The sequence below is a fragment of the Pseudoalteromonas sp. PAR1 genome (assembly GCF_947311895.1).
In the GTDB taxonomy this organism is placed as follows: domain Bacteria; phylum Pseudomonadota; class Gammaproteobacteria; order Enterobacterales; family Alteromonadaceae; genus Pseudoalteromonas; species Pseudoalteromonas lipolytica_C.
The window spans coordinates 40,726-58,228 of the sequence record NZ_CAMZMY010000002.1 but is presented as its reverse complement, the minus strand read 5'-3'; the positions used below and the strand labels follow the sequence as shown (position 1 = coordinate 58,228).

The 17,503-nt window shown below is 39.6% G+C and carries 12 protein-coding genes and 1 other RNA gene; 5 read left to right on the top strand and 8 right to left on the bottom strand.

The window, feature by feature from the left end:
• Positions 1 to 10: 10 nt before the first annotated feature.
• Positions 11 to 1,669 (top strand): gamma-glutamyltransferase, encoded by a 1,659-nt coding sequence (gene ggt / locus QL229_RS01725; protein WP_138556967.1) that lies wholly within the window; start codon positions 11 to 13, stop codon positions 1,667 to 1,669.
• 62 nt (positions 1,670 to 1,731) lie between these two features.
• Here the strand turns inward: ggt and QL229_RS01720 are convergent, their stop codons facing one another.
• Positions 1,732 to 2,934 (bottom strand): aromatic amino acid transport family protein, encoded by a 1,203-nt coding sequence (locus QL229_RS01720; protein ID WP_138556966.1) that lies wholly within the window; start codon positions 2,932 to 2,934, stop codon positions 1,732 to 1,734.
• Positions 2,935 to 3,339: 405 nt separating this feature from the next.
• On the opposite strand from QL229_RS01720, the gene QL229_RS01715 reads away from it, so the two are divergent.
• Positions 3,340 to 4,245, top strand: coding sequence for a DMT family transporter (locus QL229_RS01715; protein ID WP_135924091.1), 906 nt, complete (start codon positions 3,340 to 3,342; stop codon positions 4,243 to 4,245).
• Positions 4,246 to 4,269: 24 nt separating this feature from the next.
• On the opposite strand, the gene QL229_RS01710 is transcribed toward QL229_RS01715, so the two are convergent.
• On the bottom strand, positions 4,270 to 5,148 hold the full coding sequence (locus tag QL229_RS01710; RefSeq protein WP_138557000.1) for an OmpA family protein: 879 nt from the start codon (positions 5,146 to 5,148) through the stop codon (positions 4,270 to 4,272).
• 216 nt (positions 5,149 to 5,364) lie between these two features.
• Between QL229_RS01710 and rnt the strand changes: the two genes are divergently transcribed.
• The gene (rnt, locus tag QL229_RS01705) at positions 5,365 to 6,045 is read left to right on the top strand and encodes a ribonuclease T (protein ID WP_135924092.1); all 681 of its coding nucleotides are present in this window, start codon (positions 5,365 to 5,367) and stop codon (positions 6,043 to 6,045) included.
• Here rnt and QL229_RS01700 read toward each other — a convergent pair.
• The gene (locus QL229_RS01700; RefSeq protein WP_138556965.1) at positions 6,029 to 7,654 is read right to left on the bottom strand and encodes a FapA family protein; all 1,626 of its coding nucleotides are present in this window, start codon (positions 7,652 to 7,654) and stop codon (positions 6,029 to 6,031) included. The genes rnt and QL229_RS01700 overlap by 17 nt on opposite strands.
• A gap of 277 nt (positions 7,655 to 7,931) precedes the next feature.
• On the opposite strand from QL229_RS01700, the gene ssrA reads away from it, so the two are divergent.
• Positions 7,932 to 8,289, top strand: a transfer-messenger RNA (tmRNA) gene (gene ssrA / locus QL229_RS01695).
• A 98-nt stretch (positions 8,290 to 8,387) separates the two neighbouring features.
• On the opposite strand, the gene QL229_RS01690 is transcribed toward ssrA, so the two are convergent.
• The 4 genes from QL229_RS01690 to QL229_RS01675 form a co-directional block, all read right to left on the bottom strand.
• Positions 8,388 to 11,396: a hypothetical protein gene (locus tag QL229_RS01690; protein WP_135924101.1), complete on the bottom strand. Its 3,009-nt coding sequence runs from the start codon at positions 11,394 to 11,396 to the stop codon at positions 8,388 to 8,390.
• A gap of 171 nt (positions 11,397 to 11,567) precedes the next feature.
• Positions 11,568 to 12,455, bottom strand: coding sequence for a hypothetical protein (locus QL229_RS01685; RefSeq protein WP_135924102.1), 888 nt, complete (start codon positions 12,453 to 12,455; stop codon positions 11,568 to 11,570).
• Between the two features lie 50 nt (positions 12,456 to 12,505).
• Positions 12,506 to 14,065: a DUF2235 domain-containing protein gene (locus QL229_RS01680; RefSeq protein ID WP_135924103.1), complete on the bottom strand. Its 1,560-nt coding sequence runs from the start codon at positions 14,063 to 14,065 to the stop codon at positions 12,506 to 12,508.
• A gap of 269 nt (positions 14,066 to 14,334) precedes the next feature.
• Positions 14,335 to 15,051, bottom strand: coding sequence for an enoyl-CoA hydratase/isomerase family protein (locus tag QL229_RS01675; protein WP_138556961.1), 717 nt, complete (start codon positions 15,049 to 15,051; stop codon positions 14,335 to 14,337).
• Positions 15,052 to 15,256: 205 nt separating this feature from the next.
• Between QL229_RS01675 and QL229_RS01670 the strand changes: the two genes are divergently transcribed.
• A complete protein-coding gene (locus tag QL229_RS01670) occupies positions 15,257 to 16,030 on the top strand; it encodes a sulfite exporter TauE/SafE family protein (RefSeq protein ID WP_281546438.1) in 774 nt (257 codons plus the stop codon).
• Here QL229_RS01670 and QL229_RS01665 read toward each other — a convergent pair.
• A complete protein-coding gene (locus QL229_RS01665) occupies positions 16,020 to 17,498 on the bottom strand; it encodes a methyl-accepting chemotaxis protein (protein ID WP_281546437.1) in 1,479 nt (492 codons plus the stop codon). The two genes, QL229_RS01670 and QL229_RS01665, sit on opposite strands and share 11 nt — an antisense overlap.
• Between the last annotated feature and the right edge of the window lie 5 nt (positions 17,499 to 17,503).

The window sequence follows — 17,503 nt, the reverse complement described above, 5'->3', positions numbered from 1 at the left end:
AGGAAGTTCTATGACTCATATAGTTAAGTATGCAGTGCGATTATGTTTCGTAGCCGTATTATTTTGTCATCAGTCACTACTTGCTAAGCAAGCAGCTGTGGCTATGCCTGATAGTTACAGCAGCGACACCGCTCGTGCCATTTTAGAGCAGGGGGGTAATGCAGTTGATGCAGCAATTGCTGCACAGTTTGTGCTAGCGGTTACTTTACCTGAAGCCGGTAATATTGGCGGTGGCGGTTTTATGCTGATCCAAAAAGATGGCAAGGGTGATTTTATTGATTACCGTGAGACGGCTCCAGCTGCTGCACACAGAGATATGTATCTTGATGAAAAAGGAAATGTCATCGATAACATGTCGGTATACGGTATTCACGCAAGTGGTGTACCGGGCAGTGTTGCAGGTATGTGGCTTGCGCATCAAAAGCACGGTAGTTTAGAGTGGAAGACTCTGCTAGAGCCTGCAGTTAAGTTAGCTGAGCAAGGTTTTGTGGTTCATCCAAAATTAGCCGCTAGTATTGAGCGTTACATTGCGCGAATGGCTAAGAAGTCGGTTAACATTAACTTTTCAGATTACTTTGCTGATGCCAAAGCAAACAAGGTTTTCAAGCAGCCAGAACTTGCCGCCACATTAAAGCGTATTCGTGACCAAGGTAAAGCAGGCTTTTACGAAGGTGAGACTGCGAACATCATTGCGACGTTTATGAAGCAACATGGTGGCATTATTACTGAGCAAGACTTAAAAGCTTATGAAGCTAAATCGCGTACACCAATTAAGGGTAACTGGCGTGGTTACGAAGTGCTCACATCACCACCGCCAAGTTCAGGTGGTATTGCTATTTTACAGTGGCTAAAAATGTACGACCTTGCAAAGCCAAAAGGAACACTTGAGCACAATTCAACAACCTATGTTCATATTTTGGCTGAAGTAGGTAAACGCGTATTCGCCGACAGAGCTGAATATTTAGGCGACCCAGATTTTTATGAAGTGCCAAAAACTGCATTGCTTGCAGATGATTATCTCGCCAAGCGAGCAAGTACAATTCGTCCAGATGCCATTTCAACTACCGAGAACATCAAACCTGGTTTACACGAAAGTGAACAAACAACGCACTTTTCTATTCTAGATAAGTGGGGCAATGCGGTAGCGAATACCACGACGATAAACTTGAGCTTTGGGAGTGGCGTTGTTGTTTCTGGTGCAGGATTTATTTTAAATGATGAAATGGATGACTTTAGTGCCAAGCCAGGTGTGATGAATGTATTTGGTGCAATTGGTGGTAAAGCTAACGAAATTCAACCACATAAACGCATGCTAAGCTCAATGACACCGACCATTCTACTTCAAGATAACAAAGTTAAAATGGTAACTGGTTCGCCGGGTGGCACCACGATTATTAGCTCTGTGTATGAGTCTATTTTAAATGCCATTGAATTTGATATGACTGCAGAGCAAGTGGTAGACAGCCCACGTTTTCATCACCAGTTATGGCCTAAAAATGTGATTCGATACCACACAGGTCTTGAACCAAAAGTTGTTAAAGCCCTTGAGAAAATGGGTTATACACTTGATGAGCGCCATTTTGGTGATTTACATGTGATCATTAATAAAGACGGTAAATTAGATGCGGCCTCTGAAGCATCTGGCCGCGGTAAGGCGATGGTGTTTTAATTTCACCTTAACCCAGACACAAAAAAAGCACCCTCGGGTGCTTTTTTGATTTGATTAGTTGTTTAACCAATCGCTGGAATAAGCCCCGCCATTTGTAAACCTTGAGCACTAATAATAAGCACACCAAACAGGGCGGCCAGTGCTAAACCAATATTACCGCCTTTAACTTGGTAACCCGCATCAGGTTTGCTGCTTCGTTGCTTATAGACCATAGCAACCGGTAAAAACACCGCTAAAATAACCAGCGCAATGGCGGCGTAGCCAAGTGCCATAATAAACCCTTGCGGGTAGAATAGCGCAAAGCCTAGCGGTGGAATAAAGGTGATCAAGGCTGTTTTGATACGATCTTTACTGCCATCACCTTTTTTAAATGCATCAGCAAAAAAGTCGAATAAGCCTAAACTCACCCCTAAGAAAGACGTGGCTAATGCTAAATCAGCAAAAATGTTCACAGCAGTGGCAACATGTGGGCTGTGAGCAATGCTAGCGACACTGCTTACAAATCCCGGTAACCCTTGGCTTTGTAGTAAATCGCTTTGACTCATCATGCCTTGGCTAAGTAACTGCCAAAAAATGTAAATCACTAAAGGCAGGGCTGCACCTGCCACCATCACTTTACGAAGTGTTTTGATATCTAAACCCACGTATTTCACAATCGACGGAATAGAGCCATGAAAACCAAATGAAGTAAATACCACTGGGATTGCAGATAAAATCAGACCTTGTTCAATCGGCATTTCAAGTAAGTGCTGACCGTGAACATATGGTGTCAGCATATAAAATAAGCTCGCTAGTACGCATACCTTTATAGTGAAAAGTACGCGGTTAAGTTTATCAACTTTACTAGTGCCGAGCGTAACCACCGTACCTATTACCACAGCCAGAATGACTGAACCAACTTGCGGCGCTAAAGACAGAGATAAACCAGAATTAAGCTTTTCTTGTAATTGTGCACCGCCACCTGCGATATACGCCGCGCATAATGCGTAAAACAAAAACATCACTGAAAAGTTAGCCACCCATTGTCCACGTTTACCTAACCATGACTTAGCTAAGGTATTGAGGGTCGCATCTCTGTCGGCATATTGATGTAGCTCTAGCATCAATAATGCTGTGTAGGTCATTAAAATCCATGTTAGTAAGATAAGTGATAACGCTGTTGTGAAACCAAGCCCTGCTGAGGCGATAGGCAATGCCAGCATCCCTGCACCTATGGTGGTGCCAGCAACAATTAACATGCTACCTATTGTTTTATTTTTAAGCACTTTTTGCCCCTTAAACTTCGTGAGAGGCAAGCAAGATATAACTTGTTTAACAAAACTTAAATAGTTTTGTTATAAATCAAAGAAATTAAATGTAACTTATGATTTACATGTGCAAACAGGCCGTTGAAAACGCCTAGATACTTTATGGAAAATTGTCTGAGTTTTAGTGTTGACAAAATCACCATTTGGGTGGATTCTTAAGCTTCTTCAACTTACTTTTTAAATACCATGATGCAGCTAAACCAACGACCAACAAACAATTGTATGCGCCTGACCTCATCAGTCGTATGGTCTGTTATGTGCTGCGGTTAATTAAGTAAGTTTTACTAACCGCGTCCTAAGCGGTTGGTTATTTCTCTTTTAAATTCTCTTCCGCTTTTTTCGCCTTTTTAAAGGAATAAGCTTGTGCCTGTTAAAGCCTCATATTTTTTAATGGTGGTGATTTGGTCAACAACACCACTGGGTATTGTTTGGAGTAGTGAAACGGTAGCGCCGACCCTAGCCGTGTTTTTACGCATGCTGGTGGGACTGGTGTTGGCTGCCTTTGTCGTTGCTGTGGCTAATATCCGAGTGCCTTGGCATCGCCGCGCTTTGTTCCTCTATGGCTATTCGAGCATTGGTATTTTTGGTGGCATGTTATTAAGCTACATGGCCGCTAAAACGGTGCCTTCAGGGTTAATCTCATTGATGTTTGGTTTAGCGCCAATTTTGTCTGGCTTACTTGCGCAAAAGATCTTGAACGAACCTAAGTTCAGTGCGGTTAAGCTTGCGGCTCTTGGTTGCGCCTTAATTGGCTTATTTTTAGTGAGTCAGCGCCATATTCAAGGTGGGGTAGAGCAGCTTAGTGGTCTGCTATATGTATTTATGGCAGTGTGCTTTTTTAGTTTAAGTGGCGTGATGATCAAACGGGTAAGAATTGCTATTCACCCAATGGCCACCACATTTGGTGCTTTGGTATTTGTAACGCCACTGTTTTTTATTACTTGGTTACTGGTAGATGGCCAACTTAATAGCCAGATGTGGAGCGCAAAATCACTGTACTCAATTGTTTACTTAGGCGTGTTTGGTTCATTAATTGGTGCACTGGCTTATTTTCATGTATTGCAAAAATTGAACGCGAGTACAGTAGCATTAACAACCTTGATCACACCGAGCTTTGCAATTGCTATAGGCGGCTTATTAAACGATGAACCAATTGATCAAGAGCTGGTAATTGGTGCAACGGTTATTATGATAAGCCTAGCGTTCTTCCAGTTTGGCGATAAATGGATAAAACGTTTTAAAGGTATCAAGCCATTAGAAATGGGTTAAAGCGAGTAGCCGCAATAGCGGCTACTACATTTTAGCAATTTGAATCACTAAACGGCGGTTTGTGTTCCGGCCAAGAATGTTGTCGTTACTGGCAACATGGCGTTTTTCACCGTATCCTTCAGTATCAATTTTATTTTCATCAATACCTAAGCTAACTATATAGTCTTTAATCGCTTTTGCGCGCTTTTTAGATAATTCGAGGTTATTCCAGCGACCGCCGTAACTATCGGTGTAAGACGAGATTGATATAGAGGCAATACTCGTATCGTACTTTAAGTATTCGGCTATTTTCTCCAAACGCTTTTGTGATGTCTTAGTTAAGTTGCTGCTGTTTGGTTCGTAATTCATTACAGTGAACGAAATATCTTCGAAACTGTAGGGCAACATGGCATCGCGACATTGTAAAAATGCCCAGTAGGCTTGCTTGAAGTTAACACTTGATAAGCCAACGGCAATTTTGTCGGCACTGTTTTGCCAGTCTTGGTAATAAAATGTCGGTTGGTAACCTTTTTCAAGTTCTGTGAGCATCTCCCACGCAGTTTTATTACCCAGTTCGCCGTCAAACTTTCGTAACAGCTTCATATTAGCTAAATCACGGGCTGGGATGCCTGCACGCCAGTGTGGTGGCACTGCTTTTAAGCCAGCAATGCTGTAGTTATCTGGCCTAACAACCATATCAAGATTAAAGTTAACGTCTTTATTTTTACTGGCCGTGGTGCTAAAAATAGCCTCACCATAGTAAGGAACTTCATGATTTAATTGGCATTCTAAGCGAGATGTTTTAACCATATTCCAGTTAGAAGTATCTGCTGTTGCAGTGTACTCACGCATAGCTGCGCTTGTATGTGTGGCAGCAAGTAGCGACATAAGGCTTAAACTTAAAGGGAGTAATGAAAACTTCATCACGGTAAATCTCCAACAAATCATCAATGCCAATTAATTGGCAAGTTTGTGTGCTAAATAGTTAAAACTGCATAGCACAGCGCTAGCTGATTAGTTTAAAGCAAATAATGTGCCTAAAAACTTGTTAAGAATATACGATTTCAGTGTATTACCCCTAGCAGAGCAGCCGTGGTTTTTGACATAATAGCCAGCTTACACTGGCAAACCAAGAAGACTATGGAAAATACTGAACAAACTCTTTTCGCAAAACGCTTTCGTGGCTTTTTTCCTGTTGTGATTGATGTTGAAACTGCAGGCTTTAATAAAGACACCGATGCGCTATTAGAAATTGCCGCATCTGTATTAAAAATGGATGAACACGGTGTGTTAAGTATTGATCACACAGTTCATTTTCATGTTGAGCCATTTGAAGGCGCGAATATCGAGCAAGCGGCTATTGAGTTTAATGGTATTGATCCGTTTTCAGCTTTACGTGGTGCTGTACCAGAAGAAGAAGCGATTAAAGAGATCTGTAAAGTTGTGCGCAAGGCACAAAAAGCAGCAGGTTGTCAGCGTTCAGTGGTTGTAGCACATAACGCAGCGTTTGATCATGGCTTTCTAAATGCAGCGATTGAGCGTTGTAAAATTAAGCGGACACCATTTCATCCATTTGTTAGCTTTGATACCACTTCACTTGCAGGGCTTGCGTTAGGGCAAACCGTTTTAGCCAAAGCATGTAGAGCTGCTGGCATTGAGTTTGATAACAAACAAGCTCACTCAGCGCTTTATGATACCGAACGCACCGCCGAGCTATTTTGTTTGATCGTTAATCGCTGGCAGCAACTTGGTGGTTGGCCACTACCAGAAACCGAAGTAACTGAAGAAGAACAAGACTCAGCCGCTAAAACGACTGAGTAATTTTTCCTTCAACATAGCGCAGCATATTAGGAGGGTAGATACGTGAAAACTGTTTACTCTCTTGCGCAATCTTAAGCTCCACCCCTGGGTGCATCAACTCATTTACTTTAAGCCTACTTGTTGCTAGTAATCGTGAAATTTTTAGTTTGACCAAATGCTTTTTCTTTTTCGTACTGGCCGTTTTTAACTTAATTTGCTGCTCACTTGCAGTAATCTTATTAATGTAATGCGCACGCTGGGCTGGGTCTGGTATTTTACTGGCCTTTTTTCGTGCTTGCTGTAGAGCTGCGGCTTTTGTCGCTAATAATTTTTCAAAGTCATTAATTTGCTGCTGCTTTTGGCGTAAATCATGCCAGTACTGCGCTATAAAAACACGAGTTTTGGTGCCTGATGGCGCACCAAGCTCGCCTGTTTCAATTCGCATAGCATCTAAAATATTGCCACCAATAATTTTACCGCGAGGATTGTTCGCTTTGCCCACACGAATAAGTCGTCTAGCACTTAAATCACAGTGCAATGCTTGGCGCTCTATAAACAGATCTTGCTGTGTTTTAATGTGGCAATATTGAGCATAACCAACAGAAATAGTGCGCTCGGCGGTAATATTGCAAGTAAAGGAATCTGCATTATCACGTTTACGACCAATCGCACCTAGCATAATTGTCACTTCGCTCTTGCTTTCAATTGTCGCTGATTCGACAAAACCTAAGACTGTAATATCGCCCGTTGCTTTAACGAACATACCATCTTTAACATCACCACTGATAATAACACTGCCATCAAACTCAACATGACCTGTACTTACATCAACATGATGAAAACACAATACATCATCAACACGCATACCACGGGGTAGGGCAACAGGCACCCCTTTAGCATCCGCGATCAGCATATTGCTATTAGCTGGGTCAATTCGTGTGCCTTCGAATGGTTCAAGAGGGAGATCTTTTCCGGGTTTAGCGGGTAGAACATCACCAAATACAGTAAAGCCATCTTCTCCACCGGTTGCAGGAACTCGTTGCATTAAAGGCGTCCCAGGCTTAACTGTGATAATGGCACCTAAGTTGCGCATATCCACTTTACCGCCAGTGGTTTCTTGTGGGCTTAATACACGGTCTTGTGCAGTTGAGCATAAACGCACGAATTTAGCATCAGTGCCTTCTTTGGGCATTCTGCCATGTGCAATAATAGCGGAGTAATGGGCGCCGGGGGGCTGTTTAAATTGTTGCCCTAAAAATGTATCAAGCGCTCGGATACTAATACCTTTTACAACACCGGCTTCAGCCAGCATTGCTTTAGCACAGTCCATGCTGATAATTTTTCCACCGCGGGCAGTTGTTATACTTGCTTCAACCACCATGTTTTTTTCATCAATGCTAATTTTTAACTGTGCATCTACAGCTTTAGCAACAATCAAAGACTGAGTTTGGTAATGGCTACTTGGCGTGAATAGCTTGCCGATATTGGCATCTACTAACTCAAAATTAGCATAAGGCGATTGTTCAATCGCTTCTATCAATTGTGCACTATTGATAGGAAAACCCGCATCTCGTGGGTGTTCTTGCAAAGAGACATCACCACTTTGCTTATCGAAGGTAAACATCGACATTTAGTAAGTCCTGTAAAATACGGCTTGTTATTATAGTTATGTGTTGCTACAGGATTTTTATAGTAGAGGTAACAACAACCCCCATTTCAGCACAACTTTTGTACTATGTTAAGATAATGTATGCATTAAATGTAAAAATATGTATAAAAACTGATATTTCCTGTTTGAAATTTCAGCATTCAAAGGGACTTAGCAAAAATAACCTCATTAATGCCTTGAGTAAAAACGACTTACTCAGTTATACTGCTTGCACACTCTGAATGAGATACCAAATTCAGGGGCTGATTAGGATTCGACGGAATTCAAGACGCCCGAGGTGCATGTCGAGGTGCGGTTGGCCTCGTAAAAAAGCCGCAATTTAAAGTAATCGCAAACGACGATAACTACGCTCTAGCGGCATAATAGCCCGCTAGCACTTCTCCGGTGTATGTCTGTGGACCCGGTTCTGAAGTGTCACCCTACACAGACTCGCTGCGGAAACCCTGGCCGGGGTTGAAGGGCTAAAACTAAGCGGCCTCGCCTTTGCAGATCGTGTTCGTCCGAGCTGTAAAGGTTAACTAAAAGACGATACTAAGCATGTAGTACCAAAGGTCGAGGCTTTTCGGACGGGGGTTCAAATCCCCCCAGCTCCACCAAATATGAAAAAGGCTGCTCTCAGAGCAGCCTTTTTTATTGCGTATTTTTTGTTTTGAAACCAGCTAATACGTAGAAGAGTAATGACAATTTCAAAGACTCATACTCTTATTACTACTCGTTCCCCAGATTCATTAGATAATGTAATTAATGTTAAAAACAGTGGTGTTTCTAGTTCAATGGCATCTTCTAAAAGTAGAAATAACAACAGTAATCGGGTATTGATCCCTGCGGTGCCCCAGCCTAACTTTGACCAAAAGTCATCAAATGCATTTTTTAATATCCCATTTACATCAATCCAATAATCTAAGTCTTTTTCCAGTGTGTTAGAGAGAAATAATAACCTATTATTCAAATCTTTTATTGCGTTTTCTTGGACTGAATTAGCTTCAAATAAATTTATTGATTCCCTTATTTTTGAAAGTGTGGCAGGAAACCTTTTTAACGCCATAGCAGCTGCGCCTATCTTTTCAAGTTGGCGTTGAATGCCAAGCCATGATTCAAATTTATGTGCCCCATAACCTACATCTCTTATATCCGCTAAATAAAATTTATAATCATTCAATTTACTTAGTTCGGTTTTTATTTGTTTTATATTGATAGATGTTCCATCCTCACCTTCAAATATATGATTAAATAGGTTATTAAAGTCACCAAAACGCTCATCAACTTGAGGGTAAAGCATCAATATATTTAATATACCGTTGTATACAATCTTATTCGTTTTTATTAAGTAAGCTAGGTAAATTACAGCCTTTTGAAACAGCTTTCGTTCGCTTAACGTCTCAAATTGACGAAATACTTCTTTTCCGGATTGCATCGACATCGAGATTTTGCTTTGCGTGTACGGCCCATTCAACTTTAAAGTATATTTTTCCACCGCCGATGAAATTGCACTTTTCGATACAATAGTTGGAATATTAATAGGTAGGTCTCTAGCCCTTGGGTTATTAGACAAATCTAATGAAGCAAAGAAATCTCTTAGTTCCGATACATCATGAAGTTTGTTATCTACATTCGCATACTCAAGCCCAATAGCACCGCTAAAATTAGGGTCTTGGGTAGCTTGTGCGACTCCCAACAAAATACTTAGATTAGCCTCTCTACACTCGCTTAAACCGCTGGCGGTAGCTTTAACCCTATATTCATGTTTTACATACAAATTACCGTTAGCGTCTACATCAATTACCAGGTCAGAGTTTACATCTTTAATTTTATTTAGATCATAGCCTATGATGCTTAGACCTAATCGTGTATTACTATTCAAAATAGTTTCTAATCTAGTTGTTAGTGCTATGACCTCGATAACTTTCTCTTTTGAGAGTGTTTCTATTAAAACAGAAGCCTTTTTCGAATCACCTACAGCCATACAGCAATACATTTCTTCGACCTGAGGAGTTAGTGTGTTTATAATTATTTTCAATTTATGAAGCTCAGAAGAAAACTGAGCTTTATTTGATTCAAGACTTAATCCAAGCTTGATATTTGCAGCTTTTTCAAGCTTAGAAAGGATATTATTTTTAAACTGCTGATATTTGGTAATGACACGGTCAAAATTGTTTTGTGCATTCTGGTCAAATGAATTTAAAGAGTTAGCTACTTCTTCTCCAAATACTGCTAGCGGGCTAAGCTTTTCTCTGGTGGCAGTTTCTACCATTTTTTCGAATTTCTCTGCGTTTTGCGATAATTTTTTTTGTACTTCTTTAATTTTTATAGAAAGGTAATCCTCAGCTTTTTCTGCGAGTTCTTTGCCCTTACCTGTTGTAGTAATTGTTTCATCTAAATCGAATATTCCTAAAAGTTGCAAAATGATTTTTTGAGCTAATTCATTTGCATCAACTTGAGTAGAGATTATTTTTTTATCGACTTCAGCTTTTAATTGAGTATCAATAAGGCTTTTAGTAACGGTATCTATGTCTTCTTGTCCAAATAGGAGTTTTGCAATTGGCTTATACCACTTATCTTCACTGACTTGTCCTGTGATTATATCAAGTAGGCTTTGTCCTAAGTTGCTATTCTCTTCCAAATACTTTACTAATTCATTGCCTTTGCCGAGTAAAATATCTACATATTGTCTCGCCAATGCATCCATCCCTTTTATTTCAGCATCAATTGCAGCTTTAAAGGAGTTTTGATGTTGGTTTTCTTCAAGTATTGTTAATAGGATTTCTAATTTTTGTTGGGTATTGCGATAAACAATAAATTCTAAGTCACCTCTGAGTTCTTGACTTCGAGTCATAGTAACCCCAGTAGTTGCCTGTATATTAATGAGCTTTCCATCTATATCTGTCGAAGTAGCAAGGGACTTTCCAATACCTAACTCACCTGACAATACCAATCCAGAAGTTGCTTTAATTGAGAAAGCTTTGTAGCCTTCAGTTGCCCCAGATAAGGTTACTCTAGATAGTTTTGTGTCTACATTGGATAAGTTCCAAGGTCTAACTTGTGTTTTCAGCATATTCCAAATAACTTTATGTGTAGGAACAGATTCTTCAACTTGGTAATATGAGTCAAATTCAATACTGGCCGCTTTATCTAAGCCTACACCCAGTTTTATTAAGTTAACCTTACCTGATGCAGATGCCTCTACTTTGTATCCGGCACGAGCATCATGATTGACTACACAATACTTTTCAGGGGTGGGTGCTCCAGGTAATTTTTTTAGTTTATCTTTTTGTACAAGAGAAAGGTAAAATGAAGCAGTTGCATTGACATTCAAACCTATATCGACCCAATTTATCGTAGAACTATGCGCTTTTGAAAATTCGATTTCTTCATTTAAACTTTGAATCTGTTCACCGATAGGTGAGTTTAACTCTTCCCATAAATCAAGCGCATTGATAGCTTTATTGTAAACTTCAGATGCTCTGATCTTATCTGCTTCTTCTGCAGGTATGAGTGCTAGTAGTTGCTTGGTCTTATTTTTTACATTTTCAGTAATTGAAATGTTCTCAGAGTTTGATACCAAATTGCGTATATCTTCTAATTTAGAGGTAATATCTTGTGTTTCAGAGGTAACTGAGTGTATATAATCGATTAACTCATTTATTTGGACAGGAGCTAAAAACCTTTCAGGGACTATTCTATCGAGGGAAGATAAAAGTTTCATATGTAATTCCTCTTGATTTGTTACCAAAGATGTTCCGTATCTAATGCACTGAAAGTACGTACAACAAATAAGAAATCAACTTAAAAAATCGTATAACAATTATTTGTTTTACACTTTCTTAAATCTTATAAGCGTTGAATAAAGTGTTTAATTTATTTTTCGTTTAATTTGTTACTCAAGACTAATAGTTTTTATGGCATATCTAGGTGTTTTAATATCTAGAGCATTCAAGTTTTCACTAACGATAGGGGGAGCTTGTACCTGAATTTTGTATACATCATTTACATATAGGTAGAAGAATAAAAATGACATAAATAAAATCATTAAACCTATCACCGAAGAGCTAAATTCAATGCCAGTTTTACCTATCTTGAAGGTAGCATTACTGGAACTTTCTGGTTGTTGAGTTTTTAATTTAAATTGCAAGTACGAAAGGTAAAAACCACCTAGTACAAGAAGAATAACAATAATGAAAATACCTATAGTCATCCAATACTGTAGTTCATAAGCTTCTTCAGTTACGGTCATTAACTTTTTTTGATGAAGTAATAACTCTCTTTTTAAGCTTACATTAATCGATGGGTTTTCAGTTTCACTCTTGAGCGTTTCATACTGATAATCTAACTCTGCGGCAGCAATCCTTTCGAAAGGATCTGGCGATTCAGAAGCCATTTCCTTACAGGTCTTGAACTTAGGGTATTTTTTACAAAAGTCTTTAAAATTAAATGGCTTTATTGTTGGCGATGGAGACGGAATCAATATAGGCAAGCTAGGAACAATCATCTTATCTGGATCGCAGTCAACACATATATCGGAGTTATTTGTTAGTGATTTAAAATTAAGAGACTTAATTTGGTCGGGCAAAAGTATTGCTTCATTATTTAATTTCCCTTTTGGAATTATTAAAATATTAAATTCTTTATAAAAATCTTGTTCTTTTATTCGTTTTTCGAGCAAGGCACTACTCTCCTGGATATTTTCATTTGCAAAAGAATTGAAAGAAAAAAGGAGAGGTGTTACGAAAAAGAGCAGAACCAATCTTTTGTGTTTAATTAACATATTGACAACCTCCTTGCTAAACTTGAGAGTAAGAGCCTGAAAAATAGTGATTAGTTAACTCTCAAAACTTTCACGGTTATAAAACCAACGTTATTGGCCATTTTTGACTTAATGTCATTAGCAAAAAAAGTGAGCTCACCATCTTTGCTGGCTTTAAACTCGCCATTACAGCCTACAGCTTTTGCTTGATTATCATCTCTTCCTACAGAGCAGCATAAAGTAAACCAGTCAACTGATTTAACTCGCTTTAATCTGCGAGCAAGCTTTATAGGCAGCTCTTTCCAACCAAGCTGGACAGTGTCAGTATTCCAACCATCGGCATTGCATTTAACGCTGCCATCGCTCCAAACATCGTCTGCTTGAGAGGTAATTAAATAGACTTCACCTGTTTCTACTAAAATACCTGAGTGATTAAATAGTTTTGATGAATCAACTTCTATCTCAATTGATTCATTAACCTCCAATGCAAACCATACTGGTCTTGGGTTATTGCAGTAACTTTTAACTCCGAAGCCATTTATTGGCTCGTCCTTAAAGGCAAAAAATACATTGTGCGAGACGTTTGCCAATGACTTAGGGCGGTAATCTTTGTCAAATGCAATTCGTTCGGTAATTGAGTTATGAATAACAGGTTTATGCTTACTCGATAGCTTATCTTTATCTATTACACAACATAAGCGATCTTCAAGAGTGAGCCAGTCAACAATTGGCCAGCGATCTTGTTGATGATTTTTACCAAGAGCAGTAGCTTCTCTTTGGAGATCATCAAGTCCAATCATGTTTTTTAACCTTAATGGTAACGCCTTTTGAAGCGCTTTTTCTGAAGGGATTTTTAATTCAGGATCTAGCAGGTCAAACATTTTAACTTGGTAAGCAATCCAATTGATAAGATAAGAAAGTGTTAAATCTGATAAGCCATCACGATAATAACCTCCACCGACATCACTATGGGCACCTGCAAACCATATCTCAGTGATTCGGGTTTCTTCATAGTTCATTAGTGTTGGTTGAAATGCTTTCCGCTTGTCATCCAAGCTGACGAGGTGAGTTGCTTGTTTGATTATTTTTGAAATAGTATGCCCATTTTCGAAAACAACTTCATAGTCAGGGCGTTCAGCTTTACTTAAATTAGGCAGGCCGATGCTAGCCACGGTGTCAAATGCTGCTAAATAAATAAAAGGTGTTGTTTGTTTATTTAATAAGGGGGATTTTTCAATAATTTTTGAACAAAAGCGACGGGCTAGGGCTGCCCCTCTTGAAAAACCAGTGACAATAACTTGATCGCCTTTTTGATAAACCCGATTAAAGTCATTAATCGCTTTTATCAAAATTGTTCTGACGTCTTTTTTTTCAGGAGATAGCCCCTGATTAATTAACCGAGACCACCAGTTGCCATAGGTACCAACACCTTGGTAATAGAAGCAGTTATCGATATTACTGTGTGTTGATGAGCCTCTATATTCATCATCATGTAAATTACCACCTACCATGAAGTGAAATTTCAAAATATTGGTAATATTATCGTCTTCTTTTTTGCCTTTTTTGACAATTTGTAAGGCGTCTTCAGGCTCGTTGCCAGTGCCATCGAAGTTGAAAATATGAAGTGCCATAACTCCTCCATGAGTAAATGAAACTAGCTAACAGCTTCGAGACTTCATGAATAGCTATGTATTTAAAGGTTGGTTACAAGTGTAGTTTTAATGTTAAACTTTGCAACTCTGAAATTTCCTATTCTGCTTTCTAAACTTTCAATCCCCTGAAAAACAGATGATTTTACTTCTATATTTCATTAGTTGGAACAGCTGGTTGTAAAGAGGCGAAGGTATTTTAAAACCCCTCCAAACTTTGAAGGGGAGGTGGATTTCTAATTTCTCTGGTATCAAACAACCAACTGAACGGCATCAATAATCGGTTTGTTTTCTATATCTATGGTGTCGATGATGTGTTTGTGTAGGCGCTTTTTGTGCTCGGCGAAAATAGCGCGTTTTTTATCGAAGTGGCTGGCAAATTCGAGGGCGGTATTTAACAAGGCATCACTGTTTGGGCAGGCTTGTTCGATAACATGATCAGCGGCAAGTTCGTCTGCAGTAACACGGCGGCCCGTTAGCATCATCTCGTTAAAACTATAGTCTGGAATGGCTTTTTTAATGAAGGAGAGCATGCCCGGTAAAAACGGAATTGATAAGTCCACTTCGGGGAAGCAGAAGAAACCACGGTCGCTTTGCATAAACCTAAAATCACAGGCGCACGATAAAATTGCGCCATTACCAAATGCATGGCCGTTTATCGCTGCGATTACTGGCATTGGGAACAGTAATAGGCGTTTAAATACCGCGTCCATTGAGTGCATAAAGCCACTTACTTCTGCAAATTTCTGTGTTTTTAATGCGGGCATAAGCCAATCAGTGTCTATGCCTAAACTCCATGATTTTTCGCTGCTTGAAGTGATCACCAGTGCTTTGTGTTCAGGGTTACTTTCGATTTCGTCAAGGCAAGTTAAAAAGGCCTCTGCAAAAGCAGGATTGTGGCGATTTTCAGCTGTTGTCATAGTTAATATAGCAACAGATCCTTGTGTACTTACATTCATCAGTGTCATGCTGTGCCTTTAATTTTATTGTGTTGTGGGCATAGTTATATACCATCGGTTTAACAAAATAAACCACAAGTCTGACCAGTTGTGAATTTAGGGGCACTTCTCTTTTGGTTGATATGGTCTTTTAGTCGAAACGATTTTCCAATTTGTCGCTAATAGTGGTGAGTCATGGTAGCGTTAGATCAAACACACTATTTAAAGCATAACAATGGATTTGATCAGTTGGCAGTTTTTGGGTGGAGATTTATTAAGTCCGATCAGCACAATAATGCTCATTGTGGTTGCCGGCTTTACTTCAATGATTTCAGCAGCTTTTGGTGCGGGTGGCGGTTTAATGTTGCTGGTGATCATGGCAACTATGCTTCCTATGAGTGTGGTTATTCCTGTTCATGGCTTAGTGCAGTTAGGCTCTAATGCAAACCGCTTTTTGTTCACGTTTAAACATATTGATGGTGCTATGTTTGTGTACTTCTCTTTAGGGGGAGTCATAGGTGCGCTGGTTGCTTCAACGATTGTCACATCAATTCCGCTTGAATTAATGAAAATAGTGGTAGCCGCCTTTGTGCTTTATTTACTGTGGGGAGTTACGCCAAAGCTTAGAGAAACCTCAAAGTTATGGCGTGTTCTCGCTGGGCTTTGGACCACGTTTATCTCGATGTTTGTAGGGGCAAGTGGGCCTTTGGTTGGCAGCTGCTTATATGTAAATAATTATAATAAGCTTAAATTTACCGCCACATTCTCAAGCTGCATGACAGTGCAACATACCTTAAAAGCGATTTTATATGGGGCTGTCGGGTTTGCATTTTGGCAGTGGTTGCCGCTGGTTATGCTCATGATAGTGAGCGGTGCTTTAGGCACTTGGCTTGGCCTTAAGTTATTGCACCGCATTTCGTCAGATAAATTTAAAAAGATTTTTCGTTTAGTGTTAACGGTGCTTTCCCTGCAACTTGCGTGGCAGGGGATCATGGCTTTTAATATTTAAATAAACCCAGTTTAGCAACGATGCCGCGCTCTAATTCATTGAGTTGGCCTATGGTGTTATCGAGGTGTTGAGCTTCTTGCGATAGGCTCTTAGCGCCTTGGTTAATAAGCTGCATGGTATTTAATATATCAGCGGTCACACTGGTTTGCTCTTCAGAACTTGCTGCAACGCTCTCGTTCATTTGATTAATGGTATTGATTTGTTTAGCAATATCTTTAAACACTGCTTGGCTTTTTTGATTCGCTTGGCTTACTTTATCGCTTAATGATTTACTTTGCTCCGTTGCGGTTACGCAATCAGAGGTATTGTTGTGTAGCGATACAATAATTGATTCAATCTCAGACGTTGAATCATAGGTTTTACTAGCAAGCGCTCTTACTTCATCGGCTACTACAGCAAAGCCACGACCAGATTCACCGGCACGAGCCGCTTCAATAGCAGCATTTAGAGCCAGTAAATTGGTTTGCTCGGCAATACTTTTTATAACATCGAGCACTTGGCTAATTTCATTACTGCTGGCGTTTAGTTGTTTAACTACGTTTGATGTATGGTCAAGTTGTGCAGCTAACTCATCTACCATGTTGCCATTGGCATTCATACTTTGTTCGCCTTGTTGGCATAAGCGATGAACGTCGGTTGTTTGCTGCGCGGTTTGATTAGCTCCTTGGGCAATCTCTTTGGTTGCTTCACTTAACTGACTAAGCGCATTGGTTGCTGAATCAGTGCGGTTGTATTCAAGCTCGGCTTCGTTTTTAGAGCGCACAGATGCTTCGTTTACTGTGCTGGCTATCATTTCAAGCTCGCTGGCTGTGCTGCCTAACTCTGTAATTATTTCTTGTACTTGCGCTATAAAGCGATTGAAACCATCAACTAAATAGCCAATTTCATCATTCGATTGATAGCTAATGCGTTTTGTTAGGTCGCCTTCACCTTTGACAATTTCATCAACAAGGCTATTTACGCTATCGATTGGTTTTATCACTAAAAGCCGCACGATATAAATAATCACCGCACCCAAGGCGATAAAAGAGACAAGTAAAGTAATAAACATGGTACGTGTTGATTCAGCAATGGTGCTATGCAGTGCTTGTTGTGAGTAACCAATTTTTATATGACCTATTAAATTATCTAAATAGTGTAAATCAATAGTTTTGCTAACCGATGCACTATTGCTTTGTTTAGCGATAGCGGCCAGTGGCTTATTGCGATGATCTGTCACTGAAATACTATGTAGATGTTTGTTTTGCGAAAAGGCTTTAATAATCTGATTGATTAACGGCTCATCATAAGAGAATACCGGTTCAGCTAAAATAACCTGCATTTGCTCATTAAGGGCAGTGATGTCATCTTGCCATTGCTGTGTCTGATTCGACTTTGCCAGCAGGTAGTTTGCGCTGATCACGAAGATCACGCTTAGTAAAAGGCACAAAGACAGTGCCAAAGTCATTTTGTATTTTAATGATTTCATTGTGC